At 47.7% G+C, this 24,987-nt stretch carries 22 protein-coding genes; 11 read left to right on the top strand and 11 right to left on the bottom strand.

Annotation, left to right across the window (positions count from 1 at the left end):
- Window positions 1–33 precede the first annotated feature (33 nt).
- The 4 genes from MKY85_RS02260 to MKY85_RS02245 all read right to left on the bottom strand — a co-directional run bounded on the left by MKY85_RS02260 (window position 34) and on the right by MKY85_RS02245 (window position 4,869).
- Window positions 34–957 carry an ABC transporter permease gene (locus tag MKY85_RS02260; protein ID WP_074093220.1) on the bottom strand — a complete coding sequence of 308 codons (924 nt, stop codon included), beginning with the start codon at window positions 955–957 and terminating at the stop codon, window positions 34–36.
- Entirely contained in the window at window positions 941–2,008 is a 1,068-nt protein-coding gene (locus MKY85_RS02255) for an ABC transporter permease (RefSeq protein WP_017691012.1), read from the bottom strand. The genes MKY85_RS02260 and MKY85_RS02255 overlap by 17 nt, the downstream gene beginning before the upstream one ends.
- A complete protein-coding gene (locus MKY85_RS02250) occupies window positions 2,005–3,504 on the bottom strand; it encodes an ABC transporter ATP-binding protein (RefSeq protein WP_342571674.1) in 1,500 nt (499 codons plus the stop codon). The genes MKY85_RS02255 and MKY85_RS02250 overlap by 4 nt, the downstream gene beginning before the upstream one ends.
- Before the next feature lie 333 nt (window positions 3,505–3,837).
- Window positions 3,838–4,869 (bottom strand): BMP family protein, encoded by a 1,032-nt coding sequence (locus MKY85_RS02245; protein ID WP_017691014.1) that lies wholly within the window; start codon window positions 4,867–4,869, stop codon window positions 3,838–3,840.
- A gap of 277 nt (window positions 4,870–5,146) precedes the next feature.
- Here MKY85_RS02245 and MKY85_RS02240 point away from each other — a divergent pair, with 277 nt between their 5' ends.
- The 3 genes from MKY85_RS02240 (at window position 5,147) to MKY85_RS02230 (ending at window position 9,544) form a co-directional block, all read left to right on the top strand.
- Window positions 5,147–6,568 (top strand): hypothetical protein, encoded by a 1,422-nt coding sequence (locus MKY85_RS02240; RefSeq protein WP_342571673.1) that lies wholly within the window; start codon window positions 5,147–5,149, stop codon window positions 6,566–6,568.
- A 241-nt stretch (window positions 6,569–6,809) separates the two neighbouring features.
- Window positions 6,810–7,400 (top strand): DUF5317 domain-containing protein, encoded by a 591-nt coding sequence (locus MKY85_RS02235; protein WP_339261285.1) that lies wholly within the window; start codon window positions 6,810–6,812, stop codon window positions 7,398–7,400.
- A 311-nt stretch (window positions 7,401–7,711) separates the two neighbouring features.
- Entirely contained in the window at window positions 7,712–9,544 is a 1,833-nt protein-coding gene (locus tag MKY85_RS02230) for a diguanylate cyclase (protein ID WP_342571672.1), read from the top strand.
- Window positions 9,545–9,676: 132 nt separating this feature from the next.
- On the opposite strand, the gene MKY85_RS02225 is transcribed toward MKY85_RS02230, so the two are convergent.
- On the bottom strand, window positions 9,677–9,844 hold the full coding sequence (locus MKY85_RS02225; RefSeq protein ID WP_017691019.1) for a hypothetical protein: 168 nt from the start codon (window positions 9,842–9,844) through the stop codon (window positions 9,677–9,679).
- Between the two features lie 304 nt (window positions 9,845–10,148).
- Here MKY85_RS02225 and MKY85_RS02220 point away from each other — a divergent pair, with 304 nt between their 5' ends.
- The 4 genes from MKY85_RS02220 (at window position 10,149) to MKY85_RS02205 (ending at window position 14,844) form a co-directional block, all read left to right on the top strand.
- Window positions 10,149–10,979, top strand: a complete 831-nt coding sequence (locus MKY85_RS02220; RefSeq protein ID WP_342571671.1) for a histidine kinase — start codon at window positions 10,149–10,151, stop codon at window positions 10,977–10,979.
- A gap of 1 nt (window position 10,980) precedes the next feature.
- Window positions 10,981–11,637: a response regulator transcription factor gene (locus tag MKY85_RS02215; RefSeq protein WP_150365287.1), complete on the top strand. Its 657-nt coding sequence runs from the start codon at window positions 10,981–10,983 to the stop codon at window positions 11,635–11,637.
- Window positions 11,638–11,887: 250 nt separating this feature from the next.
- Entirely contained in the window at window positions 11,888–13,603 is a 1,716-nt protein-coding gene (locus MKY85_RS02210) for a copper resistance protein CopC (protein ID WP_342571670.1), read from the top strand.
- A 464-nt stretch (window positions 13,604–14,067) separates the two neighbouring features.
- The gene (locus MKY85_RS02205) at window positions 14,068–14,844 is read left to right on the top strand and encodes a YcnI family protein (RefSeq protein ID WP_342571669.1); all 777 of its coding nucleotides are present in this window, start codon (window positions 14,068–14,070) and stop codon (window positions 14,842–14,844) included.
- 139 nt (window positions 14,845–14,983) lie between these two features.
- On the opposite strand, the gene MKY85_RS02200 is transcribed toward MKY85_RS02205, so the two are convergent.
- The 4 genes from MKY85_RS02200 to MKY85_RS02185 all read right to left on the bottom strand — a co-directional run bounded on the left by MKY85_RS02200 (window position 14,984) and on the right by MKY85_RS02185 (window position 18,554).
- Window positions 14,984–15,256 carry a hypothetical protein gene (locus MKY85_RS02200; RefSeq protein WP_091018402.1) on the bottom strand — a complete coding sequence of 91 codons (273 nt, stop codon included), beginning with the start codon at window positions 15,254–15,256 and terminating at the stop codon, window positions 14,984–14,986.
- A 51-nt stretch (window positions 15,257–15,307) separates the two neighbouring features.
- Window positions 15,308–16,642 (bottom strand): hypothetical protein, encoded by a 1,335-nt coding sequence (locus tag MKY85_RS02195; protein WP_339258493.1) that lies wholly within the window; start codon window positions 16,640–16,642, stop codon window positions 15,308–15,310.
- A gap of 15 nt (window positions 16,643–16,657) precedes the next feature.
- Complete coding sequence (locus MKY85_RS02190; protein WP_143786547.1) at window positions 16,658–16,939, bottom strand: hypothetical protein; 282 nt, start codon at window positions 16,937–16,939, stop codon at window positions 16,658–16,660.
- Between the two features lie 358 nt (window positions 16,940–17,297).
- A complete protein-coding gene (locus tag MKY85_RS02185; RefSeq protein ID WP_342571668.1) occupies window positions 17,298–18,554 on the bottom strand; it encodes a DUF445 domain-containing protein in 1,257 nt (418 codons plus the stop codon).
- A gap of 336 nt (window positions 18,555–18,890) precedes the next feature.
- Here MKY85_RS02185 and MKY85_RS02180 point away from each other — a divergent pair, with 336 nt between their 5' ends.
- From MKY85_RS02180 to MKY85_RS02170, 3 genes are all read left to right on the top strand, one after another.
- Window positions 18,891–19,718: an aldo/keto reductase gene (locus MKY85_RS02180; protein WP_342571667.1), complete on the top strand. Its 828-nt coding sequence runs from the start codon at window positions 18,891–18,893 to the stop codon at window positions 19,716–19,718.
- Window positions 19,719–20,001: 283 nt separating this feature from the next.
- Window positions 20,002–20,520, top strand: coding sequence for a sigma-70 family RNA polymerase sigma factor (locus MKY85_RS02175; RefSeq protein WP_339239221.1), 519 nt, complete (start codon window positions 20,002–20,004; stop codon window positions 20,518–20,520).
- Window positions 20,517–21,368, top strand: coding sequence for a hypothetical protein (locus MKY85_RS02170; protein ID WP_342571666.1), 852 nt, complete (start codon window positions 20,517–20,519; stop codon window positions 21,366–21,368). The genes MKY85_RS02175 and MKY85_RS02170 overlap by 4 nt, the downstream gene beginning before the upstream one ends.
- A gap of 151 nt (window positions 21,369–21,519) precedes the next feature.
- Here MKY85_RS02170 and MKY85_RS02165 read toward each other — a convergent pair whose 3' ends face one another.
- Entirely contained in the window at window positions 21,520–21,981 is a 462-nt protein-coding gene (locus tag MKY85_RS02165; RefSeq protein ID WP_017691032.1) for a cupin domain-containing protein, read from the bottom strand.
- Window positions 21,982–22,237: 256 nt separating this feature from the next.
- On the opposite strand from MKY85_RS02165, the gene MKY85_RS02160 reads away from it, so the two are divergent.
- Window positions 22,238–23,089, top strand: a complete 852-nt coding sequence (locus MKY85_RS02160; protein WP_105601564.1) for an AraC family transcriptional regulator — start codon at window positions 22,238–22,240, stop codon at window positions 23,087–23,089.
- A 154-nt stretch (window positions 23,090–23,243) separates the two neighbouring features.
- Here the strand turns inward: MKY85_RS02160 and MKY85_RS02155 are convergent, their stop codons facing one another.
- Window positions 23,244–24,857 carry a glycoside hydrolase family 28 protein gene (locus MKY85_RS02155; protein WP_342571665.1) on the bottom strand — a complete coding sequence of 538 codons (1,614 nt, stop codon included), beginning with the start codon at window positions 24,855–24,857 and terminating at the stop codon, window positions 23,244–23,246.
- Window positions 24,858–24,987: the final 130 nt, after the last annotated feature.

Genomic DNA, 24,987 nt, shown 5'->3' with positions numbered 1-24,987 from the left:
TTCTTTTGCTGCCTCTACATCGGCATTCAGGAATTAACGCGAGCTTCCGCCCGCTTTCAGTGCATCCTGCGCATAGGTACGGTCTTTGAAAAAGAACATCGCGACCAGCGTCACAATATACGGCAACATCAATGTGAAATGGGTTGGCAAGGAGAAGCCTTGCAGACGAATACTCAATGCCTCCATGAAGCCGAACAACACACTGGAGCCCATGACGCCAAGCGGATTCGCTTGTCCCAGCATCGTTGCTACGAGTGCAATGAAGCCACGACCCGCGGTCATGCCTTCGGTGAACATCGTCACCTGACCGAGCGACAACTGCGCGCCAGCCAGAGCACACAACACACCGCACATTAGAACCGCACCATACTGGATGCCGCGTACCTTGATCCCGATGCTCTGTGCTGCAATCGGATTCTCACCGACAGAGCGCAGGCGGAAGCCGGATACACTTTTGAACAGATAGAATTGCAGTCCAATCACGAGCACAATACCGAGGTAAACCAAGGGACTATGTCCCGATAATACATCGCCCAACCACGGAATGTCCTTAATCAGCGGAATATCCCACTTGGGAAGTCCCACCATGTCTTTGTCGTAGTATGCACCTTTTACATCAAAAATCGCACGCAGTGCAAAGGTCGTCACCCCCGCAGCCAGGAAGTTGAGCGAGATCCCGACCACGATGGCGTTGGCCTTGAGATTAATACTTATAAAAGCAAAGAGCGCCGAGAATAACATCACAATAATAATGGAAAAGAGTACAGCCAGCAGCACATTGCCAAACAGATAATTACCGACAATGGCGGAGAATGCACCGATCAAAACCAGTCCTTCGAGACCCACGTTGAACAGACCGACACGGGAACATAAAGCCCCACCGAGCGCTGCAAGCAGGATTGGAGTCATAATCCGCAAGGTTGAGCCAAACATGGCTGCATCAAACAGTTGTTGCATTGGACTTTTTCTCCTTTCTCCGCTTCAGGAATGAATAACCGATCTGAGCTGATACAAATAATGTCAATACGGCCTGGATGACACTGCCGACTTCAAGCGGCACATCCGTATTCCGTTCCATCCCCATGGCACCTGTCTGTAACGCAGCCAGCAAAATAGCTGCTACAGCTGTACCGAGTGGATGCGAGCGGGCAAGCAGCGTGGCCATAATGCCGCTCCAGGCGTAACTTGCAGAAGATAGCGATCCATCAAGGAAACGGTACTGTGTACCGAGCACTTCCCCCGCACCTGCCAGTCCAGCAAGTCCACCACTGATGACCATGGACAGCATCATCATGCGAATGCGGCGAACACCGCCGTAGGTTGCAAAGGACGGGTTGCTGCCGAGCATGCGGATCTCGTAACCCGTCACCGTTTTGTGAGTGAACCAGTAGATCAGAATAGCCGCGACAATGGCAATGATGAAGCCGGCATGCAGTCCCATACCTTGGAACAACTTCGGCAACCAGATACTCTGATCAATCATAGGTGTCTGAGCCATCGCTGCAGATCCAGTCCGATCCTTGAATGGATAGGAGACCATGTATCCGCCAAAATAAATAGCGATATAGTTAAGTAGTAAGGTTGTAATCAATAGATTCATGCCGAAACGAGCATCCAGCCAACCTGCAAACAGAGACCAGATTCCCCCGGCAACAATACCTGCGACAATCGCAGCAATACACACGAACCAGCCCGGGCCTGGCAGGTAGAGCGCCGTGAGCGCGGCACTGAGCCCGCCAAGAATCATCTGGCCTTCGGCTCCCATATTGAAAAATCCGGCACGAAATGCCAAGGCTACGCCAAGTCCCGCCAGGATGATCGGTGTGGAACGAGCCAGTGTATTGGTGAAGAAGTAGAAGTTGCCGAAGGCCCCTTTCCACATCTCCGCATACGTATCCACCACATTACCGCCAACAATCAGAATCGCCACAGCCCCTGCAATCAGACCGATGAATACGGCAAGCAGCGGCTGTACGAGTCCGCGAAGTGTTTCTTTTACCCGATTCATATCCGCTCTTTCCCTCCTGCCATTAACAAACTGATCTGTTCCTCCGTCGCTTCCTCTGCTCTCAGTTCTCCGGCAATTTCGCCTTCATACATCACTATAATGCGATCCGATAATTGCAAAATCTCAGACAACTCCGATGAAATGAGAAGAATACCTGCACCCTCACTGCGTTTACGTAGCAATTCGGCATGAATCGTCTCCATCGCTCCGATATCCACACCACGAGTCGGTTCGGCTGCAATTAGAAACGGTGTATCCTGTGCGAATTCACGAGCGGCAATCAGCTTCTGCAAATTACCTCCAGACAGAAACTGTGCCTTGGTTTCCGCAGAACCCGTCTTGATGCTGAACTGTTTGATCCAACTTTCTACCATTGTTCTTGCTGCTTTCGCTTTGATAATGCCACGTGATTGCAAGCGATGATGATGTCCCATCAGCCCGTTCTCACGAACGCTCGCATCCTTGGCCGCTCCCCACATATAACGATCTTCCGGGATATGAGCAAGTCCATGCTCCCGAATGCGCCGTACAGGCCAATTGGTTGTATCCTGCCCGGAGAGCACAACGCGACCACTATCCGCCTTACGCAGTCCCGCAATCACTTGAATCAATTCCGACTGGCCGTTACCCGAGATACCGGCTATGCCAACGACTTCGCCTTTACGAACCTCCATATGGATCTTCTTGAGCGCCGAACGATCCTTGGCGCCAGACAGATTGACCCCTTCCACCTGAAGCACCGCTTCGGCAGGAACCGATGGCTGCTTGTCCATACGCACAAGTTCACGACCAACCATCAGACGGGATAATTCCTCCACATGTGTATCCTTGGCTTCGAGCGTACCCGTTACCTGACCATCCCGAAGTACCGTAATCCGGTCGGCTACATCCATGACTTCTTGCAGCTTGTGCGTGATTAGTACAAAGGTTTTGCCCAGCTTTGCGAGTGATTTCATGTTCGTTAGCAGTTCCTTTACTTCCAGAGGCGTCAGTACTGCCGAAGGTTCATCCAATATAATGATGTCTGCGCCCTGATGCAGCACCTTGAGAATTTCAACACGCTGCTGCATGCCAAGCGGGCACTCGGATACTTTTTTCCACGGGTCAACCGGCATGCCATATTGTTTACCAAGCTCATTCACCTGGGCCGCTGCTTTTTTACGGTCAAATACACCTGCCGCTGCCGGTTCGCGTCCAATCACGATGTTCTCCGCCACCGTAAAGGAAGGGAACAGCATGAAATGCTGGTGCACCATGCCGATGCCATTTGCCATCGCCTGGGACGGCGTAGCGAAGCTCACTTCGCGTCCACGGACTTTGATTGTTCCTGACGTAGGCTGTTCCATACCGTACAGCATACGCATCAAGGTTGTTTTACCGGCCCCGTTCTCACCTACAAGGGCATGAATCTCTCCCTCACGCAAATTAAAACGGATGTCACGGTTCGCGGTGAAGCCGCCGTATTTCTTCGTAATGTGCTCCATCTCCAACAGCATATCTCGCGTCGCTCCTCTCAGTTCAACTTAAAAGGTTACACTCGCCACTACGATGACAGAACAACCTTCCGATCGCTGTTATCCCCAGATTTTTCGATTCCCTTTATGTAAAGGGGAAAATCCGGAGATAAAGGCGAGGTGTATGCTTCCGAAGTAGCTTTCTTTCAGAAAGCTTTTAGCTTAGCTTCTTCAGGTTATTTCTGTCCTCTTCGTTATCGTGTAAACGATAAGTTGAACATATACTGGTCATTTAATAGCAGCAAAACCGGCTGCCTGATCGGGCAGCCGGCTGATCCATTCCATCACTCATTCATTGAAAAGAACAATTCAAAACTATTGTTGCAATGGATCTTTGACTACGATTTTACCGGATACGATATCATCCTTGATTGCTTTCACTTTGTCGATTACTTCTTGTCCAACAAAAGCATTCAGCGGGGATTCGCTATCACGTGTAACATAAGTCAGGCCCACACCGTCTTCTTTCAAGCCATAGTTCACTGCACCTGCTTTGAAGTTGCCTTCTACAAAATCTTTCACAGTCTCATAAGCAACGGTATCGGTTGATTTCAATTGAGATAATACGATATGTTCGGGGTCTTCAACCGTACGGTCCGTATCCTGACCTGAAGTATAGAAGCCTTTTTCTTTCGCTGCTTCGAACACACCCAGATCACCTACAGCGGATGCGCCAGCGATGAAATCAGCGCCTTTGCCGAATTGTACGAGTGCCAATTCTTTGGCTTTGGCCGGGTCATTAAATCCACCTACATAGTTCACGAGGAATTCTGCATCCGGATTTACGGATTCCAATCCCGCTTTGAAACCTTCTGTATATTTCTTAATCAATGGTACGTCCATTGCTGCGATCATGCCGACTTTGTCTGTTTTGGTGGACAATCCAGCGGCTGCACCGAGCAGGTACGCCCCTTCATATTCACGGAAACCAACGCTACGTACGTTAGGCAGATCCACGGTTGTATCTACAATTGCAAAGGACTTATCCGGATTTTCTGCAGCGACTTTCTTCAATGCATCTTCTGCCTGGAAAGTTGCTGTAATAATCAGATCATAATTCTCGGCAACCGCAGCACGCAGATTTTGTTCAAATGCTGCCGGGTCTGTCGATTCAATTGTCTTGGTGTCTACTTTGAATTCTTCGCCTGCTTTTTTGAAGCCTTCATCCATCTGTACAAAGAAAGGGTTAACCCCTATTTTTTCGGGAAGTACGAGGGCCATCCGAAGAGATTTCTCCGAATCACTGCCTTGGGCGGATTGTTCGTCTTTGGAAGCCGAATTCCCACAAGCTGCCAACAAAATAGCCAACATGATGATCGATAAGACGAACGATAAACCTCTTTTCATTTTGAAAATACCCCTTTTCAATATTCTTTTTTCTTATCCTAGCGGATACTGTCGATCCTTGTCAATAAATCTTTGAGCGTATACACTCAATTAGAATATATTTGATGATTTGCTTTCTACCAAGCTTTGGAAACCGCTTTATAGCAAGCTTTTTTTCCGTTGACATCCAGCGCGTCTCCGTGCTAAAGTCAATCCAATTATTCTATTCTGATAGGATTTGTCAGAATTATAACCGAAAGCTACTCATTTTCCAACCCATTTTAAGGAGGCTATTCATTTGAAAAAAATCACCCAGATCACGTTGGCGGCCCTGCTCGCCGCTCCGGTAACACTCGGCAGTCTAAGCTTGCCCGCTTCTGCTTCTGCAGCATCTGCAACTCCGGCTAAACCAACCACTTCACAAAGTGTCAAAGGACCGTTAGCTCAGGCTCCAGTCGCTTATACGGAAAGCGCAGCGGATTTTGCTCAATTCTTGCAAGCAAAGTACAATATTCAATTGCCGCAACAGATAACCAAAGGTGATTTCATTCAAGCCATTGCAGCCGTTACGGAAGCCACTCAAGCAATTGACAGTGAAGCCAAAGCTCCTGTCTTTACCGATCTGGCCTCTGGTGATTCTTCTTATGATGCTGCCGTTTCCTTATTCAATAGTGGGGTTATTACAGGTACAGAAGTACGTGCCAAGGATCAACTGAGCACTTATGCCGCCGTCTTCATCGCGGTGAAAGCAGCCGGATTCAAGGAACTCGCTTATACATATCCTGCCGAGAAAACGGCCAAAGCACTTGCCAAAGTTGGCATTAGCCCGAACCGTGTTCAGGGACAAGCCGCACAGGAACTGGCTGCAGCGATCGATACAGGCCTGATTCCCGAAAATCTGTACCCCGCTCTCCTAAAGGGTGGCGTAGCAAGTAAAGATTTCGCTAATACTTTGCTTGGACGTGTTCTGGTCAGTCAAGGGAAATACAAACATGAGATTGGACGTTCCGGCGATGCGGACATCTATTCCAAACTGTATGCTGCATATCGCACAGCGGATCTGATCGAATCACCTGAGCTGAGAAAGATTGTGGATCAGGCCCTGCGAGACGATCTCGTCACAGGTTATAATCTGAAGGATAGCCGTTTTGATTCCAACTTTATCGATGAACTGACACTTACCTACGGTCACGATAACATTCAACATGCTGTACAGTTGGTTGGTTTGCTACGTAGCGAAGGCATTGACGCCGATGTACAATTCCAGCCGAAGACATCTGCCTTCATTTATTTGAAGGAATGGGGCGAGCCGAAGGAAACACCAGACTATAAAGTGACACAGATCGAGAACGGTAACTATATTGCCTCTGCGAAGGAGTATGATATTCAGTTCGAGTTCAACAATGTGGCAGACAAAGTCCGCTTCAATGATATTGTTCTGAAATATGCCAAGAAGAACAGTGACACTACATCACCATTGATTCTCAGTTCCTGGTGGCAACCACTGTATTACTCACCAACGGCATTGGCCAACTATCCGGTCATTTCCAATAATAAGATCGCGCTTGGCAATTACTATGCTCAGTCCTTCTCTCTGAAGGAAAATGCCAAATCCATTCGGGAAGGTTTCCTGAAACTCGCTCCTGATGCAGACATTACAACATATGACTTCTGGGTGGATCAGCCTTTCTTCAACTATCTGAACGGTGGTTCCGAATAAAATAAATTCCATTTCCAACCGAATTAAAGCTCGTATTTTGCCATTATAAGTAACCGTCTTTACTGAATTCATCAGGGTTTTCGACCCTTTGGTTCGTAAAGACGGTTTTTTGTTCAGCATTTTGCAAATTTCTTCTAAAAAATCATTTTTCTCATGCAGGAATTACCAATATCAGGTCGAATCCTTTATGTACACAAACACGCAATCCTATTGCACATCTCCGCATGAACAGGAGTTACTTATGGTATATGACGGTATTTTACTCGGCTTGATCGTTGGATTTTTTCGAGGCGGGCTGCGGCATGGGCTCCATCAGTTTGCATCACTCAAGTTGCGAAGTGGCTGGATTTTCCCTGTATTGCTTCTAATCCAGTTCTTTATTTTCTATCTGCAGGAACGATTCGAATGGGTGGCATCTATTAATGGTTATCTCTTTGCTGCCGTCTACATTACAGGGCTCGCATTTTTGTGGCTCAATAGGCACCATACCGGTTTTATGCTCATCTGGATTGGTGTGTTTCTCAATTTTGCCGTGATGGCTGTCAACGGTGGACGTATGCCGGTTTCTGTGGAAGCCTCCGCTGTATTGGGACCCTACTATGTAGATATGCTCCGGGAAGGCGGAGCCGTATCGAAGCATTTTATGATGGATGCGTCTACACGTTTGCCTTTTCTCGGTGATATCATCCCACTCTCCAGCCCTTATCCACGAACTCAAGTTATCAGCATCGGTGATGTAGTCATGAACGTTGGCATATTCCTTTTTATCCAGTACATGATGGTGAATCGGGACAAAAAGGCTGTGCAACCTGCTAAAACTCATCAGGCTTGACGAGAACCAGGTAGACTCCAAGGAAGGGAGGTCTTCTCCATGAAAAAATTTGAAGGTGTGAAATATTCCCGCATTGTCATCAACGCAATCATCGTGGCTTCTGTCGTTGTAGCACTAACTTCGGGATACAAGCTGGGCGGCTAGTATCCATACCGCCAAACAAGACAAACAGGCTGCCAGCGGCCTGTTTTTTCTTTCTGGATTTTTGCCAGGCAAATTGGTATGTTATACGTCTATATAGTATATCCCTATACAAGAACACCCATTATATACACATCAAGAGTAGACTAAACCCAAGCAGGAGATTTTTTATGAACTTTATTCGTAACCTTATCCATAAGGCAGATCGAAGCAGTCTGTATGTTATTTTGCTTAGTTGTACCGGGATCGGTGTTTTTCTGTACATGAACAAGTGGTCTTACCTTCATCTAACCACGGCGGATTGGGTCATGGTCTATACCATGCTGGGTGCGGCGCTAATTCTGGATTATTTCACGTTTCAGATTCCACCCAAAGGCAATCAGCAATCCATGGATTCATCGGTATACCTTGCCTGTATATTCATGTTTGGAGGAGCTTTCAGTTTATCTGTACTGCTTCCTGTCTCCATCATTCTGTTAATCAAAGAGCGCAAGCTCACCTGGTGGAAACACATTGTCAATTTCAGCATCTACAGTCTCATGATTACGGGAGCAGCTGCCGTGTTTGAGTGGACTGGCGGGCAATCGGGAACGCTGGACGGCTATAATCTGCTTCCTTATTTTGCAGCGCTTGCGGCCTATTTCATCATCAACACGATTACACTTGGCTTATTCTTTCATTTCTCAACGAAAGATGCATTACAGCAGATGAAGCGGGCATTTGTTACCGAATCCTTGCTGGTTTATTTATGTACGCTGATTCTGGCGCTTGTCCTGACGATTCTGGTTGTACACAATGGCGTGCTCGGTCTGTTGTTGTACTTAAGTCTCAGTATTCTGCTCTCCCATGCATTCAAGCAATTGTTTGTCATGTATCAGACCATTGAGGAGAAAGCTAACACGGATCAACGCACAGGTCTGTTCAACCATAGTTATTTTGAAAGTATGTTGGAAAATGAACTGACCGCCGCTCGTACGCAGGGAACACCGCTCTGTCTGGGACTGATTGATATCGATGATTTCAAAAAGTATAACGATCGGTTTGGCCACCTCCAAGGCGACAGCCTGCTGGCCCTGCTGGGGGATTTTCTAATGCGAAAGACCGAAGGTACACCTGTTACCGCCTTTCGTTATGGAGGGGAAGAGTTCACACTTCTCATGCCAGGAATGGAATTGGACGAATCCTACAAGTTTATGAATAAGCTGCGCAAACAACTAAATGACACGCCGTTTGAAGGCGTTGAAGTGTTTCCGCACGGTTGTCTCTCCTTCTCGGGTGGCGTCGCACCCTATCAGGTGGATATGTATAACAAATCCCAACTCGTGGATCAGGCGGATAAAGCACTGTATTATGCGAAGAAACAGGGCAAAAACAACGTGCACCGCCACGGAAGCAATGATGGCATGGAACACGAGATTGATCTGGTACAGGACGTTCGTGACATCGAGCAACAGCTCAATCTGTTCAGATACAAGGACATGGATACGTTTAAACATTCCAAACGGGTCTACAAATATGCACTGGATATCAGTGAACTGCTTGCACTGGACAATGCGGAGAAACGCCGTTTCGTGCTGGGAGCACTGATTCATGACATCGGCAAACTGGAGATTCCCTGGTCTATTCTGAACAAGAAAGACAAGCTCACCGCAGAAGAATGGGAAACGATCAAGGGACATGTCACCTGGGGTAAAAAAATGGTGATCACGAACGATCGCTTCGCCGATCTGATTCCGTATATTGAACTTCACCACGAGCGCTATGATGGCAAGGGCTATCCTTACGGCCTGAAGGGTAACGAGATTCCCCGGCTGTGCCGGATGTTGACCGTCATTGACTCCTTTGATGCCATGACGACAGAGCGACCGTATCAGGAGACCAAGAACGTGGAGGAAGCCATTCGGGAGCTGCGCGCATGTTCGGGTTCGCAGTTTGATCCGGAGCTTGCCGAGTTATTCATTCGATATATTGAGAAAAGAACCGCTCAACAACAGTTGCTTTAAGATAATGAAGCTTTCTATGTATGCTCTTAAAAAGTCAAAGCGCTATCCCCGGTCTGATCGGAGATAGCGCCATTTTCATTTTCATGGAATGAATCGTACACCAGACAGCTTCATTCTCGTGCAGATTCTACATTAAGATTTGGTATTCAGTTCATGTGAGGTCTGATGCAGCTCTTTGATCATCTGCTGCAAAAACATGTTGTCTTGGCGACTGATACCGTGCTGATTGTCTTGAACAAGCATCTGGTGAATGTTCTTTTTGAGCAATTCACTGCGACGTTCCAATACTTCTTGACTCATGTTGTTGCTTCACTCCTTAACATGTTTTGTAATGAATTCACGTTCTATATAAGTATAGAGGACCTTCTCCGATAGGGAAAACGGACTCAGCCTTCCTCAGCTGTTCACACCAACCCTCACCTAGCGTGACAACATTTCACCCCTTGTCATTCTTAGATATCCTTCTAAATACTCCCTGATCCTCCCCAGCTTTCTCCAAAGACACAGACTAGGGTCTTGGACAAGCTTGCGTTATAATGATCCCATCCCTGTATAAATAAATTACCTTATTAAGCTAATCCTAGGTCAAAGGAGTTCTGCATTCATGTCCTATAAACAAATTAAATGGATGATTCTGCTGATCCCCACATTCACGGTTGGCATCTGGGAATATATTCGCCATCAGTTTCTGATGCCGTACCTTTCGATGGACGCCGGGAACTGGTTAACACCCGTCATTGTTTATCTCGTCAGTGTGACACTGCTCAGCCGATTGTTCCACATGCTCGAAGGTGCCAGGGCTGCTCTGGAGCAGGAACGCGCAGCGAAAGCAGCTCTGGAAGCTCGTGACCAATTGGCCCGGGAACTTCATGATGGCATATCTCAGTCTCTTTTCCTGCTGTCCGTGAAGACCGATAAAGCGGGCCGTAGTCTGGCAGGGAGCGGACATGAGCATGAGATCCAGGAGATTCAAAAAACCGTGCATGAAGTCAATACATATGTAAGGCAAGCGATTGCCCAGTTGCGCTATGTTCCCTCCTCTACCACGGCACCCGAGATTATCTCGCTGCATGCGCAGGTCGAAGTGCTCGTGAAGGAAACCGTACCCGGCGCACAGATTCACTGGGATCTGAACGGTGTAACCTTCTCTGCCAAGGAGCAAGTGGAACTGCTCGCCTGTATCCGGGAGGGTTTACTGAATGTACGCAAACATGCACAGGCTACCCGCGTTCAGGTTCATGCGGAGGGTAACCCAATTGCCTGGTTCATTTATATTCAGGATAATGGGAATGGACTAAGCGGAGATCCTCTTCATCTGAAGGATCGGTACGGACTACGAATTACGAAGGAACGTGCTGCCGAGATGGGTTGGTCTTTTACCCTCGATTCAAGACCGGGGCATACACGAATGACGATAGGAAAGGAGCATGCTTAGTATGGAACATGTACGTGTATTGGTTGTTGACGATCATGCGCATGCGCGTGAAGCAATCTGTAGCATTTTATCCGAGGACAGCCTGTTTGAAGTGATTGGTACAGCTTCGAATGGACAGGAAGCGTTGGAGCTTACCGGACAATGGATGCCTGACCTGATCCTGATGGACGTGCAGATGCCGGAGATGGATGGGCTGGAAGCCACCCGTCAGATCAAGCTGCGATTCCCTTATGTTATTGTTGTTATGGTCACGGTATCGGATGATGTGACCTTCCTGTTCGAAGCACTAAAGCAAGGTGCTCAAGGCTATTTGCTCAAAAATCTGACGCCTTCTACCTGGCTTGAATACCTGCGCGCCATCGTCAGCGACGATGCACCGCTCAGCAAGGAACTGGCCTACCGGATTTTGCAGGAGTTTCCCGCACCACGCAGTGAAGATGTGCAAGATAATCCACTTACGGCGCGGGAACTTGAGATTCTGCAATGGGTATCCGCGGGATACACCAATCGGGAGATCGCTGATCAGCTCGGTATTTCAGACCAGACGGTGAAGAATCACCTAAAAAACATTTTGCAGAAGCTCCAGCTGGAAAACCGGGTACAACTCACCCGCTATGCGCTAGAGAGTGGGCTTGCGGGACGTAAGCTTCGCAAATAGCGCAGCTTCGTGGTGATATGTGAATGGTAGCACGAACGTATCGCATACCCATATGAGATTTGTAACATGAGACGAGATGGTGCTCTACACCATACACATTCATGCTTTTGTCACAATTATGAAGACCAAATCGTTTTTTTATAGCCCAATGTAGTCATACGCAGTCATTTTGGACAAAGTTATAATGGGATAGATTGTGTATAAAGGGCCAGGAATGACTACAAATCTATAACCTGAGGGTGATGATTTTTTGATTTTGACAAGCTTTACCCTGAAATGGGGCAAACGGCACTGGGCATTGATCACCAGCCTGTTGCTTGTGTGCTGCCTTGTTATGCCACAGTGGGCATCTGCCCATGCTTATATTGTTAAGGCTTCGCCAGGAGAGAACGAGATACTCGTAACGGCTCCGGAGCGGCTGACGCTGGAGTTCAACGAATCCTTGCAGACGGCTTTTTATGATATCAAAATTACCGGGCCTGACGGTACTCAGGCAGACGATGGAAATGTACAGATCGATGCGGAACGCCCTCATATTCTGGAGACTGGCCTGCGGGCCGGACTCGGGAACGGGACTTATGCCGTCAACTGGAAAGCGGTATCTGCCGATGGGCACCCGATTCAAGGCGCCTATGTTTTCCATATCGGAGAACCGTCTGGTTCTCCTGCCGGACTCAGTGATCTTACATCTGGTTCCGGTTCAACAGGTGGACCGCTGAAATGGATCGTATCCCTGACAGACTGGATTCAGTATCTCGGATTATCTGTCATCCTGGGGACACTTGCATTCTTGCTGCTGCGAATCGCACCAACATCCATGACAAGAGAACCTATGGACGTTCCGGGTAGCTACAGATTGTTATGGATCAGCTATGCTGCCGCTTCCTTTGCCGCTCTGGTCAGCTTGCCACTGAATACGTTATATGAATCTGGTGTGGCTCTGAGCGAACTAAGCTGGGCACTGATCGGGAGTGCGCTCAAACTGACATCTTTTGGCCAAATCTGGATGTTACAGATGCTCATTGTCATGCTATTGGCCGTCACGATTCTCTCCGGATATGATCGCGATCGATCCATCCGTGCTCGCATCTGGTCTTCTTACGGCTCACTCGTGCTCGTGCTTGGATGGCTGTTCACTCATGCCATGACGGGACATCCGGCTGCGGCGGATCAACGCGCTCTCGCCATTGCCATGGACTTCGTGCACCTGATCGGTGCCGCTTTCTGGATTGGTGCATTGACTGCCATGGCGATATGTCTGCCTCCACTCGCCGACAAGCTGCCTTCGAAGGTGCGAGGAGAAGTCTACTGGACTGCCATACGTAGATTCACCGCTTGGGGGATCGGCGCCGTAGCCGCTCTGGTGGCTACAGGAATATATAGCAGTCTGATTATTCTACCAGCGCCGGTACTGACCTCCTTGTTCACTACAGCCTATGGTCTTGTGCTGATCGGCAAGATCGTCCTGTTGATTGTGATGGTTATCTTGGCATGGCGTCATGCGCGACTCGCTAGAGCAGCAACAGGGAGCAGATTATCCGGCAGCCTGAAAGCCGAGCTTGTTACTGGTGCTGTAATTCTCGCTCTAGCCGCCGTATTGACACATCTGTCACCGGGGCAACCAGCAGCAGTCGGACCGTATCAGGAGACGAAGACTACAGAAGATGGCTCAGCGATCACACTTCAGGTGAGTCCCAATGTGACAGGAGAGAACCAATTCGAAGTCGATGTGAAACGTGCAGATGGCAGTATCGTTAATGATCTGGAACAGATCACACTGTCACTTACACATCTGGACATGGATATGGGGATCTATGAGATCACCATTCCGAAAAACGATACCGGTGTATACAAGGCTGAAGATTACATCTCCATGCCTGGACGTTGGAATATCAAGGTACATCTGCTTACCAAAACGCTGGATGCACTGGATGCCGAATTCGAGATCGACACTGCCAAACCATAGTTACACAACGTTGATATTGAAAAGTGACCCAATCTAAAATTAGTGTTTCTACGAACTGCAAGTGTAGTGAAGGGAACGAAATTGATTCTGGAAAAGCGAAGCTCTCTGCTTTATTCCCGGATTTGAACTGACTTATTATAAATTTAACTAATGTTTACACTGAAACGGAGAGGACAGAAAAAACCTGAAAAAGCGAAGCGTTCGCCTTTATCACCGGATTTTCCCTTTGAGAAAAGGGAATCAAAAAAATCTGGGGATAACAGCGATTGGAGGGTTATTCTGTCATCGGAGTGTATGTGTAAACCTCATTTAGTTTAATTGATATAGTTGCATAAGAAAATCCGGGAATAACGGTGATCCATAGAACAATTCGTAACCGAAAGGGTACCTTTGCAGAACGTGGACACTCATTTAAGAAAATGGGCCGCATCATATATGATAAGAACTGAGAGGGGTTATTTATTTTGAAGAAAACATCATGGATTTCCAAACTAACATCCACTATCGCAACAGGTACCGCGGCATTCATGCTATTCGCCGGATTCGCTAGCGCTCACGTTACTGTTAGCCCATCCGTTGCACAGACAAGCGCATGGCAGACATACACGATTAAGATTCCATCCGAGAAAGATCTGCCTACAACCAAAATCACCATGAAAGTACCCGAAGGTGTGGCATTCAAGCAATATCAACCACTGGCAGGCTGGAAAATCACCACAGAGAAGAACGATTCCAATGAAGTCACATCGATCACATGGGAAATTGAAGGCGATAACGAGGGTATCATCGCAGGACAATTCCAACAGTTCAACTTTGTTGCACAGAACCCTAAGGCGGAAGCTGAAGTCGCTTGGGATGCCTTCCAATACTACAGCGATGGCAGTATTGTAGAATGGACAGGCCAGCCAAGTGATGCCAACCCACACAGTATTACAACGATTAGTGAAGATCCGGCTGCTGTTGGTAATGCTGCGGCAGGTGGAGGTCATGCCAACGATGGACATGATAGTGCAGGTACAGAAACAGGCACTGGTGATAATGCAGCTACCGATGATAGCAAAGCAAACGATGACACTACGCTGGGCGATGCACTTAACGACACTGTTACAGGTGAGCCGAATAACACGGATACAGACCCGGGTACATTGAAGCTTCAACAGGCCACATTGATTGTATCCATTCTGGCCCTGATCCTCTCCTTCCTGGGAATTGCATTGGCGACACGTCGCAAAAAACGTTAAGAACGATATGCAGCACGCGATAACTTGAGATAACTAAGAAGCCTATGGCATACGGGATCAACCCCGATGTACCATAGGCTTCTTTTTTGTCTATCCATGCTGATTGCCATCCGCAATATGGCATCAGCCAACCACTCTTTTAGCGTTCCTGATCCGTCTGGATCATAATTTCAATATATTGCAGCAAGCTTTTCTTCTGCATTTCGATGGATTGAATACGTTTGGACAGGCCCGCAAAAAACTCTTCAATCTGCTGCCTTGTATAATCAGCAGACTGCCCTTTCCAATCGTTCAGGCGACTGTATAGCGCCCTCGCTTCCTGTTCATCGGCTTGCAGACGGGCAAGCAGCTGTGTCAGTTCTTTTTCCGCAATTCGAAGATCATTCAATTCCACCAGCAATTGTCCACCCACTTGCGTTCCCCTCCCCCATGTACGTGATAGCGACACTAACCAACCTGATTCCTAATTAAAATGAACCGGACTCTCGTCCGCCTGCCGGAAGGCATCTGCTTTCTCATCAATAAAGTTCAGGAACTGGCTGGTATGTTTCATATGCCATGTGCTAAGTTCTTGAATCGACGCGTCCAGTTGGGTGACAATGGGCTCCAGCCTGCGACTTCGGCTTGTATGCAGGTATTGAGCCATGCGGCTTCGTACCTGATTCAGCTCAGCATTGCATTGCTGTGCATTTTGCTTCCACCGGGAGGCGACACTTTTCAGTTCTTCTGGCGTTACCTGAATCAAGCCGGATGCACCTGCCCCAAGAGCCATACCGCCGCCAGACCTGAAACCTAACGGACCGAGGTTCTTGCTGAACGGCCCCATGTGATCCATAAGGCGTGGTGAATAGCGGACTCTCTCTCCAGTAATCGGATCATACAGATCATTGGATATGTATCCATTTTTGAAATTATATTGATCCAGACTGTGATAGTTCTCTCCGCCAAATGAGTTCTTGGCTTTATCAATAATGCCCACTCCATCGTTTGCATCCTCATAATTGGAATTAATGTAGTACGTCGATCCCACATGTCGGTCATATCCGCCCAGCGTTCCGCTGGCTACCAGATCACTGGGATTGGCATAGTTCACAACCTGCCCGTCGAACTCACCCGCTTCAGCCCGGCGACGCATTTCTGGCGTCAAATTGCCCATTACCGATGGTGCACTAAACGTTACGGCTGGAATTCCGGTATAAGCAGAAGCATATTGTGCATTTCCCCCACCCAAGGAATGTCCAGTCATCGAGAAATTCAGATCCTTATGCTTGTTCTGCATGTGACTTGCGTAGTCTTCTGATTGATACATCTGATTGGCCCAGCCTGTCGGGGAAACGGTTTTTTCAATATCTTTTACGCGATCACCGGTCCAGTTCTCCACGTCTCTTACCCTGTCACCAGCCCAATTCTCCACTTTGGATATGCCCGTAAAATCCTTGACGCCTTGCACCCCTTTGTCGAGCCAATCCGGTGTAAGATTATCAACAAAATTCCCGGCCTCCTGCTGACCCTTGCGAATCAACTCTCCGCCCCCAATACGACCATCCATGACGAAGTCTGGTACCGAACGATCCAGAGACGCACTTCCTTCTGTACCACGATAAGCAATGACGGCTTCCTTGGTCTCGGGATTATAAAATGTTACGGCATCAAAACCGGAAAGTTTGTTACTTTCCGTCCCTTCAAGGACCTCCCATCCGGGAAGTTCCGTTAATTTGTCTCCAGCCTTTTGATCCTGATAGGCCAGATCAGACATCGTTTTATACGTTTCATCATCAATGTTGGACCCGTTACTCAATAACTACACCTCCCTTTATTTAGCGTATGGATCATGTCCCTTGGCCATCATCACTTCTTCAATCTCAGGGCTAATGACCAGGTTCTTGGTTACCTTCTTTTTGTAGTCATACGAAATGCCAAAACTCTGATCTTCGTGATCTTTCACATGGCCTTTCAGCCCAATCTGGGACACTGCCATCTCCGGCAACAACTCTTTGCTTGTAATCACAACATCCAGCTCGAACTTCTGCTTGAAGTGCTGAATTACGGTTGCTTCAGCTTCCTTGTATAGCGCTTCCTTCTCACTTGCATTCATGTTCTGACAACCTCCCAGAAATATAGTCAACACCATCATTAGTGTGAATAAACCCTTCAACCATCCTGCACGTTTAATACGGATTCCTCCTCTGGGTAGAATCAGGGTGTTCCACCATATGTGAAGCACACCCTATTCATCTGTTACCTGCATCATAGTACAAAATCAACATGAGCCATATCGGCTAACAGAATCGTTTTCATGTAACTTTCTTCCTATATGATTCATTCAGGGTACTTTGGTGTACATTACCCCGTTTCCTAATTCTTGCAACAGATACATGAGATTTTTCCCACGCACGACAAAAAGAGCCTGCTCTTTGTAAGAGCAGCCCTCCTTTTTGCCGTACTTAACGTTCCTACTCAAGCACCATCCGCAGAGCGGTCAGCGCAATCCCGATAATAAATCCGGTAACGGCTCCGTTGATCCGAATCCACTGCAGATCCTGCCCCACCTTATCTTCAATCATTGAGATCAAGGAGGCGTTATCCATTTTGTCTACATTTTCACGCACGAGGTTACCGATTTTGGAATGATTTTTCTCCAGCAGTGTTGTGACGCCATCTACGATCTTGGCATTTATGCTTGTCATCAACTCGTGATCCGACCGCAGATCAACCAATACCCGTTCAATGGCAGGCAGAGCATATGTATCTACATACTGTCCATCTTCCATCGCGGCGAGTGCCTTGTCTCTCAATTCAATGAGTTTGTTCAGCACCGTTTCCTCTGCGTTCCAGCCCTCCAGCATATTGTTCTTCCAGCCGTTGATTCCATCTTGCATAGCCTCGCTCATGGCCAATCGCACCGCCTGGGTACGTACCATATCAAGCACTTTGTACCTTAGAGCGCTGCCTTCACGTTTCATATCCTCTACCCGATCGAAGAGATATCCTTGCAAAATGCCACCCAAACGCTCCTCGTTCATATAACCAAGGAACGCATTCATCGCAAACTGCATCAATCCGTTCATTTGAATGCCGCTGATCGCTTTCATTCCGCTTTCACCCAAAAACATCACATTCTCGGGTTTAACCAGCCACTCTTCGGCTTGCTTCAGTCCATAGTCCAGTGCTTTAGCATCGTAACCCCGCTCTGTCATCTGATGAGCAGCCCGTTCCAGAATCGGACCCAGATCAAAAGCGCCCGCCTGTGACTTGATCTCAGACGCTACGAGTGGAGCAATCTGCTCTAACGGCAGACCCGCCAGAATTCGTTTGCAGAGTGTATCAATCATGGTCTTGATCCCGTCATTGTGAAGCTCACGTGTCAACGTATCGAGCACCGTCTCTGCTGCTTTGAAATCTGCAATTTTCTCGGTAATGCTGTCTTTGTTAAGTAAGTTATTCTCTACTGCGGAGACCAGACCTTCGGTCATTTTATCCCGATTTTTTGGCAGCAATGCCGTATGCGGAATGGGAATGCCGAGCGGGTGACGGAATAGGGCGGTCACTGCGAACCAGTCCGCAAGTCCCCCTACAAGTCCCGCTTCAAATGATCCTACAAGCAACTTGCCCACGGGAACGCCCTGGAACGGCAAGGATGCTGCAAATCCCGCTCCCATCACCACGAGAGACCAGGCTGCTGCTTTTTTGGTTTGTTTAGGTTTAGCCATTGTATTCTTGCTCCTTTATCATTAAATCGCACGGCCCGGCCTGTACCGGATTCCGTACTCCATCGTTTCTTATGTAAACTCTCCAATAGCAAAAGTCTTGACTTCCATATATCGTATACTTCATCTTATCACCCACAAGCGTCAAAACCAAACCTGTGCTTGGCCAAAAAAGGACATTTATGGTGTTTACCTCGTAAAACGGTTCGCTCCCTTTTCCTATACCAGGAATAATTTAGTATAATTCATCATAACGGCCCTCCTATATGGATTGGCTGCTGAACAGCAGGGTAATTACATAGTGGAACAATGAATCAATCAGAGGAGGAATTTCGGACCATGAAACACGTGCAGGACACAACCACGCTCTATAACGGAGTCAAAATGCCATGGCTGGGTTTTGGAGTATTCAAAGTTAAAGACGGGGACGAAGTCGTTCATGCTGTCAAAACGGCCATTCAAGCCGGGTATCGCAGCATCGATACAGCCAAAGCGTATAACAACGAAACAGGTGTCGCTCAGGGTATTCGTGAATCTGGAGTAGCCCGTGAAGATCTGTTCATTACTACGAAAGTGTGGAATAGCGATCAGGGATACGAATCCACACTGGCCGCCTTCGAATCAAGTATGGAACGACTCGAACTGGAGTATCTGGATCTCTATCTCATCCACTGGCCGGTCAAAGGCAAGTACAAAGATACATGGCGAGCGCTGGAGAAACTCCACAAGGAAGGACGCATCCGCGCAATCGGTGTGAGCAATTTCCAGATTCATCATCTGGAAGACCTCATGATTGATGCCACGGTCAAACCAGCGGTTAATCAGGTCGAGCTTCATCCACTACTGATTCAATCGGAGCTTCGGGAATATTGCAACAAACATCAGATTCAGATCGAAGCCTGGTCTCCGCTCGGACAAGGTCATCTGATGGATCATCCGTTGCTTCAGGACATCGCTGCCAAATACAGCAAATCCCCTGCACAAGTCATTCTGCGCTGGGATCTGCAGAACGGCATCGTGACCATACCCAAATCCGTCACGCCTGAGCGTATTCGCGCGAACGCCGATCTCTACGATTTTGAGTTAACTTCAGAAGAAGTAGAGCAGATTAACGGACTGAACGAGAACAAACGCTTTGGTTCTGATCCCGACAACTTTAATTTTTAATATAAACATCTTAATTCGATAACACCCGCCCTCGACCTTAGAGGAGCGGGTGTTTTGTCATGTGATGTTATAGACAATCTATTCGTAGTTAAGAATGGAGGCGAGGCCCGCTATCCTACTCAGTGCCGTTTTTGTGCCCCAAAAAAAGTTTTTTGACCATTTAAAACTATTTGATCTCCTCATCAGTCTAACGAGTGTCAAGCGAACTCAAGCACTTATATGGAATCCAGGCCTGGAACGAGCAGTGACTTGAATATTTAGGTTTATCATGGGGGGATCAGGAGTGATTAGACTGAACCATAGAAAGACAAAGGAAGAACAGTTCAGCGAAAAAATAACAGCAATTCAGAATAAATTATATCGATTGGCGTACTGCTATGTTAAAAATGAACAAGAAGCGCTGGATATCGTATCCGAAGCGGTCTATAAAGGGTTCATCGCTTATGGAAAAATGGAATCCATGACTTATTTCGATTCCTGGATGTCACGAATCGTGATTAACACAGCGATAGATCATATTCGACGGAATCAACGAGTGACCTATATGGAGGATCATGTACAGGAATTTGTGGCTCCAGAACGAGGGGCATCCGTGGAAGAGAAAATGGATCTGTACGATGCACTGGATCGACTCGTGCCTGAAGATAGGGCCTATATTATATTAAAATTTTTTGGTAATATGCGTTTTCGAGAAATCGCAGAAGTGCTCTCCCTGTCGGAGAATACCGTGAAGTCAAAATTCTATCGGATTATCAACAAATTAAAAATGGATTTAATCGAAGGAGAGGTTGGAGATCTATGACTAGCAAAGAACGTTATGAAAACATTGAAATTCCAGCTCAACTTCCAGATGTTATTCGTCGTGCCCAGCAAAAGGCCGCCGCTCGCAAAAACTCATCCCGTATCATTCGCTACGCTTCAAGTCTAGCAGCATGTGCCGCTTTACTGCTCATTATCAACATTCCTACTGTCGCCAACGCCATGGTCAAAATACCTGTGGTCGGAACGATTGTTCAGGTGCTTCAATTCGGCGATGGCGGCAAGATTACGGATGGGATAACCGTGGGTTCAGAAGCAACTGAAAATACCCTTAAAATTAATTTCAGCACCGACGAACAGGATCAGGCCAATGATGCGCCTTCTTATAATGTCGAACACAAAGAAGCACCGAATCGTGTCCTCTTCACATTTAGCGGTGCACGTTACATGGATGTAGAGAAAGTCAAAGCCGACTTTATGACCCAACCTTTGGTGAAAGATGTATATGGCTCCATGATTTTAGACGACTCCTCCGTCGGATTCGTCGTTGTTTTAAAAGAAGGGGTACAGTACGCCGTAACGGAATTCAAGAACCCCGGCTACCTGGAAGTGAAATTGACTTCCGACGGCAATCCAGTCACCCCTCGGAAGGTATACTCGCTTCGCACAGAATCAATGCCTTTTGGAGAATCGATGGGAATAATTAAAGAATCCTATCCGGGTGAGGACATCTCTTTCCTCAAAACGTCCACTGGGCAGTTTACAGCAGTTATTGGAGAATATTCTACCGCTGAAGAAGCTGAACAGAAGCTCAAAGAACTCGCCGGACAACCAGATTATCATGAGGAGTTTTATGTGGACAGCTGGATGAGTAACGAAAATCCCAAATGATCCGTCATCGCTAAAAGTGATGCTGAACCCAAAGGGAATGATCTATCCCTGAACTAGGCATAGACCTCAGCATACTTAATACGCTCAATCCCAAAAAATCCCGATTCGGATGCTCTGAGCATCTCCAATCGGGATTTTCACATATCAAACCCTATTCGCTTTTGGATACCAGCTTGAAATCATCAAAGTGGAAACCTGGCGCGACTACACAAGTGACCAGTACAGGCTCATCACCCAACGGGCGTGCTGTCTGCCATACGCCCGCTGGAACGAGCACCTGTGGTGATTGACCTGCAGCAATATCCATACCCAGAACAAGAACTTCCTCGTTCTCCGGGTTCTCTCCGTTGCCGCCCAGCTTCAGTTCAACCGGACTGCCACTATGCCACAGCCAAAGTTCATCGGACAGAACGGTATGCCACTCGGAGATTTCATGTGCGTGCAGCAGGAAATACGTGGAACTTGCCGAGAATCTTGGGCCGGAATAAGTATCCGGCAGAACCGACTGTGGAATCTGATAAGAGGCCTTCCATTCTTCCTTATACCAACCGCCTTCAACGTGAGGCTGCATATTGAGCGCAGCAACCAATGGCGATAATTCATGTGTCGTCATAACCTGTTTCCTTCCTTCTACATCATATTGGAGACACTCCTTAACCAGAGTTTCGCCTCTCTCCCCCTACTCTAAAACATCATTCAAGTTTTGTCACCTTGACAGCTCCCATGGTCCATGCCAAATTCGTTCTCACGGTATTTTACATATGATTAAAGAAATATTTCATTTCCAATGATAGCGTTTACAAAAAGATGGATTTTCCGTTATGATATGGATATCGTTGTTAATCCGTGAAGCAGAGGGGAGCTGTACCATGAGTCTCATAGAAGATCGGATTGGACCCAAATATCGAATCGGTGAACATTCATTTACCATTGAACATATGCGCAGACATGATGGGAACGGTATGCCTCAGCCTCACGCTCATCCATTCTACGAACTGTATTACCTGCTTGAAGGTGAACGCGTTTACTCCATGAATGGTCAGATTCTGTCTGCCCGCAAGGGTGATTTTATTCTGATTAACCCAAACGATGTACATAGCACCTCCAAAGGAAGTATTCCTGGCTTCGAACGGATTTTAATCGGTTTTTCGCCTGCTTTTGCAACGGGGATGGAGCTTGGCATATGTGGTTTGCTGCCTTTTAATTGTTCAAGACTTCTTCGCCTGCCTGAAGCGGAACAGCCCGAGATGGAGCGTATATTGTGGCAGATGCTGCAAGAATGCAAAGAGCGACGCCCTCACTATGAGATTGCGGTCAGAAGTCTGCTTGCCCAACTTTTGATCCGTATTCATCGGGTGGAGGAGGATATTCGGCAGTCATGCCCCGGTCCTTTGCATCCGATGCAGGACAAAATCAGTGAAATCGTTACATATGTGAACAGCAACTACACCCAACCACTTACGCTGGAGGGTGCAGCCAATCGTTTTTATATCAGTCCATCCTATCTGAGCCGAATGTTCAGCCGTTTTACCGGGTTTCGGTTTAGCGAATATCTGCGTGTTGTTCGTGTCCGAGAGGCACAACGAAGATTGCTGTCGACACAAGAGCGTGTCCAGATGATTGCAGAGAAGGTAGGGTTTGAGCATACGGCTCATTTTAACAAAACATTCAAACAAGTCACCGGTACAACACCGCTACGCTATCGCAAGGAACACCGGTAGATCTTCAGATCACATCATATAAAACCGAGTGGGTAGCCTTGCTCCAGAGATCACATATTACTTATACCCGAAAGGCATCACGATCATTGGATCCATGGCTACGCCACTGCGGCTGAATTGGAGCCCCTTGTATAGCCCCTTTTACATACACTTTTTACCTGCGGATGATCACACCACTTCGTACTTCAGGACCCACAGAGATCTGGCGACCGTCTGTGTCGGCATCACTTTCTCGGCACACAATGCCTGCGGATTCGTGTCCTGTCACCATCAGAAGTCGACCATCCGCCCCCTTGCCCTGAATGCGCTCCAACTCCGCCCCTTTGCACTGGTGCAAATGAATTAACGGACCTTCGGTAATCCGGGCGTTCAGTTCTGTAATCCGCAGATGCTTCGCTTGGGCACATTGAATACCTGTGCGGGCTTCTACATGGTATCGTTCAATGACTACGCCATCCAAAGGCAATTCCGGCAACCCACTTATGAGCAACGCAGTGTCCGCACCGGCACAGACCACATCCGATATTCGAATATCCCGGAACACCGGCGTCTCCGCGCTAATCTCCTGAGACAAGTCACTGCCCCGGGCAGACCCTTCCTGATTCGCATAGAAAAAGGAAAACGAGATGGCTTCCATAATAATATCTTTCATATATATACGCTCGATCTGAATATCCTCAACTACCCCACCGCGTCCCCGTGCGCTTTTGAAGCGAAGTCCAATATCCGTGCCGATAAACGTACAATCCGACACTCTCACATGCCGCACACCACCAGACATTTCGCTACCAATGACGAAACCGCCATGACCATGATACACGGTGCACTCCCGAATGGTAATGTACTCCGAAGCAAGACCCAGTTCACGGCCTTCTTCATCCTTGCCTGATTTCAGACAGATCGCATCATCACCCACATCGAATACACTCTTCTCCACCACCACATGACGGCAGGATTCAATGTCCAGCCCATCCCCATTCTGTGAAAACCACGGATTACGCACACTCACGTTACGAATGGTTACATGCTCAGATGCCCAGGGGTGCAGACTCCATGCAGGCGAGTTCTGGAACGTTGGACCGTCCAGCAGTACCCGTGTACATCTGCGCAAGCTGACCATATTAGGACGCAAAAAGTCTCTGGCTTGTTCATAGGCCGCAACATCACGTACCTGCTCCTTATGCAAACGATTTGCAATGATACCACCTTCAAGTGCAGATGCGGAAGGCCACCAGATTTCTTCCTCCCCACCCGATTGCTCTACAACACCACCCGAAGCGACCAATTGGTTCCATTGTGAAGTCGTCATTTTGGAGCGTTTTACCGGACGCCACGCTTCACCGCCACCATCCCATATCCCCTCACCGGTAATCGCAATATCCTCCAGTTGATCACCATCGATCGGGGATTGACAGCGTACCACCTGCCAGCCTTCGAAGCTTGATGCGATCAATGGATATTGATCGAAATCTCGGCTAAACGTAACCAGCGCCCCTGCTTCCACATGTAGTTCGATCCGGCTGCGCATTACAATCGGACCTGTGAGCCATACCCCGGCAGGGATAATGATTCTGCCTCCTCCCGCTTCAGCACATGACGCGATTGCAAGGCGGAACATCTCCGTATTATCTGTTACCCCATCTCCAACAGCTCCATAGTCTGTAATTCGAAAATCCTGAGCCGGAATGACAGGCAAATTGGCTTCATAAGCTCGGACATCAGACTGGGCACCTGTACCCGTCGACATTGGGGAGTGATATGTATTCATCGTGCAGAATCATCCTCTCTACCTGTAATGGAAATGGAACCGTTATGAGATCAACTTTTCGTTTCTACTTTCTTTAGTTTACTTTCAGACAGATACTTTCTCGCCCCATCATATCAATGGCCTGATGCAC

Origin of the sequence: Paenibacillus sp. FSL R5-0749 (assembly GCF_038595085.1) — a bacterium.
GTDB lineage: Bacteria > Bacillota > Bacilli > Paenibacillales > Paenibacillaceae > Paenibacillus.
This window is presented reverse-complemented; position numbering and strand designations above follow the sequence as displayed.

Bases quoted from the DNA above. Each gene is read 5' to 3' on its own strand.
- MKY85_RS02245 (WP_017691014.1), bottom strand. From the start codon at position 4,869: ATGAAAAGAGGTTTATCGTTCGTCTTATCGATCATCATGTTGGCTATT.
- MKY85_RS02215 (WP_150365287.1), top strand. From the start codon at position 10,981: ATGGAACATGTACGTGTATTGGTTGTTGACGATCATGCGCATGCGCGT.
- MKY85_RS02235 (WP_339261285.1), top strand. From the start codon at position 6,810: ATGGTATATGACGGTATTTTACTCGGCTTGATCGTTGGATTTTTTCGA.
- MKY85_RS02165 (WP_017691032.1), bottom strand. From the start codon at position 21,981: ATGACGACACATGAATTATCGCCATTGGTTGCTGCGCTCAATATGCAG.
- MKY85_RS02230 (WP_342571672.1), top strand. From the start codon at position 7,712: ATGAACTTTATTCGTAACCTTATCCATAAGGCAGATCGAAGCAGTCTG.
- MKY85_RS02155 (WP_342571665.1), bottom strand. From the start codon at position 24,857: ATGAATACATATCACTCCCCAATGTCGACGGGTACAGGTGCCCAGTCT.
- MKY85_RS02180 (WP_342571667.1), top strand. From the start codon at position 18,891: ATGAAACACGTGCAGGACACAACCACGCTCTATAACGGAGTCAAAATG.
- MKY85_RS02160 (WP_105601564.1), top strand. From the start codon at position 22,238: ATGAGTCTCATAGAAGATCGGATTGGACCCAAATATCGAATCGGTGAA.
- MKY85_RS02185 (WP_342571668.1), bottom strand. From the start codon at position 18,554: ATGGCTAAACCTAAACAAACCAAAAAAGCAGCAGCCTGGTCTCTCGTG.
- MKY85_RS02220 (WP_342571671.1), top strand. From the start codon at position 10,149: ATGTCCTATAAACAAATTAAATGGATGATTCTGCTGATCCCCACATTC.
- MKY85_RS02170 (WP_342571666.1), top strand. From the start codon at position 20,517: ATGACTAGCAAAGAACGTTATGAAAACATTGAAATTCCAGCTCAACTT.
- MKY85_RS02190 (WP_143786547.1), bottom strand. From the start codon at position 16,939: ATGAATGCAAGTGAGAAGGAAGCGCTATACAAGGAAGCTGAAGCAACC.
- MKY85_RS02250 (WP_342571674.1), bottom strand. From the start codon at position 3,504: ATGCTGTTGGAGATGGAGCACATTACGAAGAAATACGGCGGCTTCACC.
- MKY85_RS02260 (WP_074093220.1), bottom strand. From the start codon at position 957: ATGCAACAACTGTTTGATGCAGCCATGTTTGGCTCAACCTTGCGGATT.
- MKY85_RS02225 (WP_017691019.1), bottom strand. From the start codon at position 9,844: ATGAGTCAAGAAGTATTGGAACGTCGCAGTGAATTGCTCAAAAAGAAC.
- MKY85_RS02255 (WP_017691012.1), bottom strand. From the start codon at position 2,008: ATGAATCGGGTAAAAGAAACACTTCGCGGACTCGTACAGCCGCTGCTT.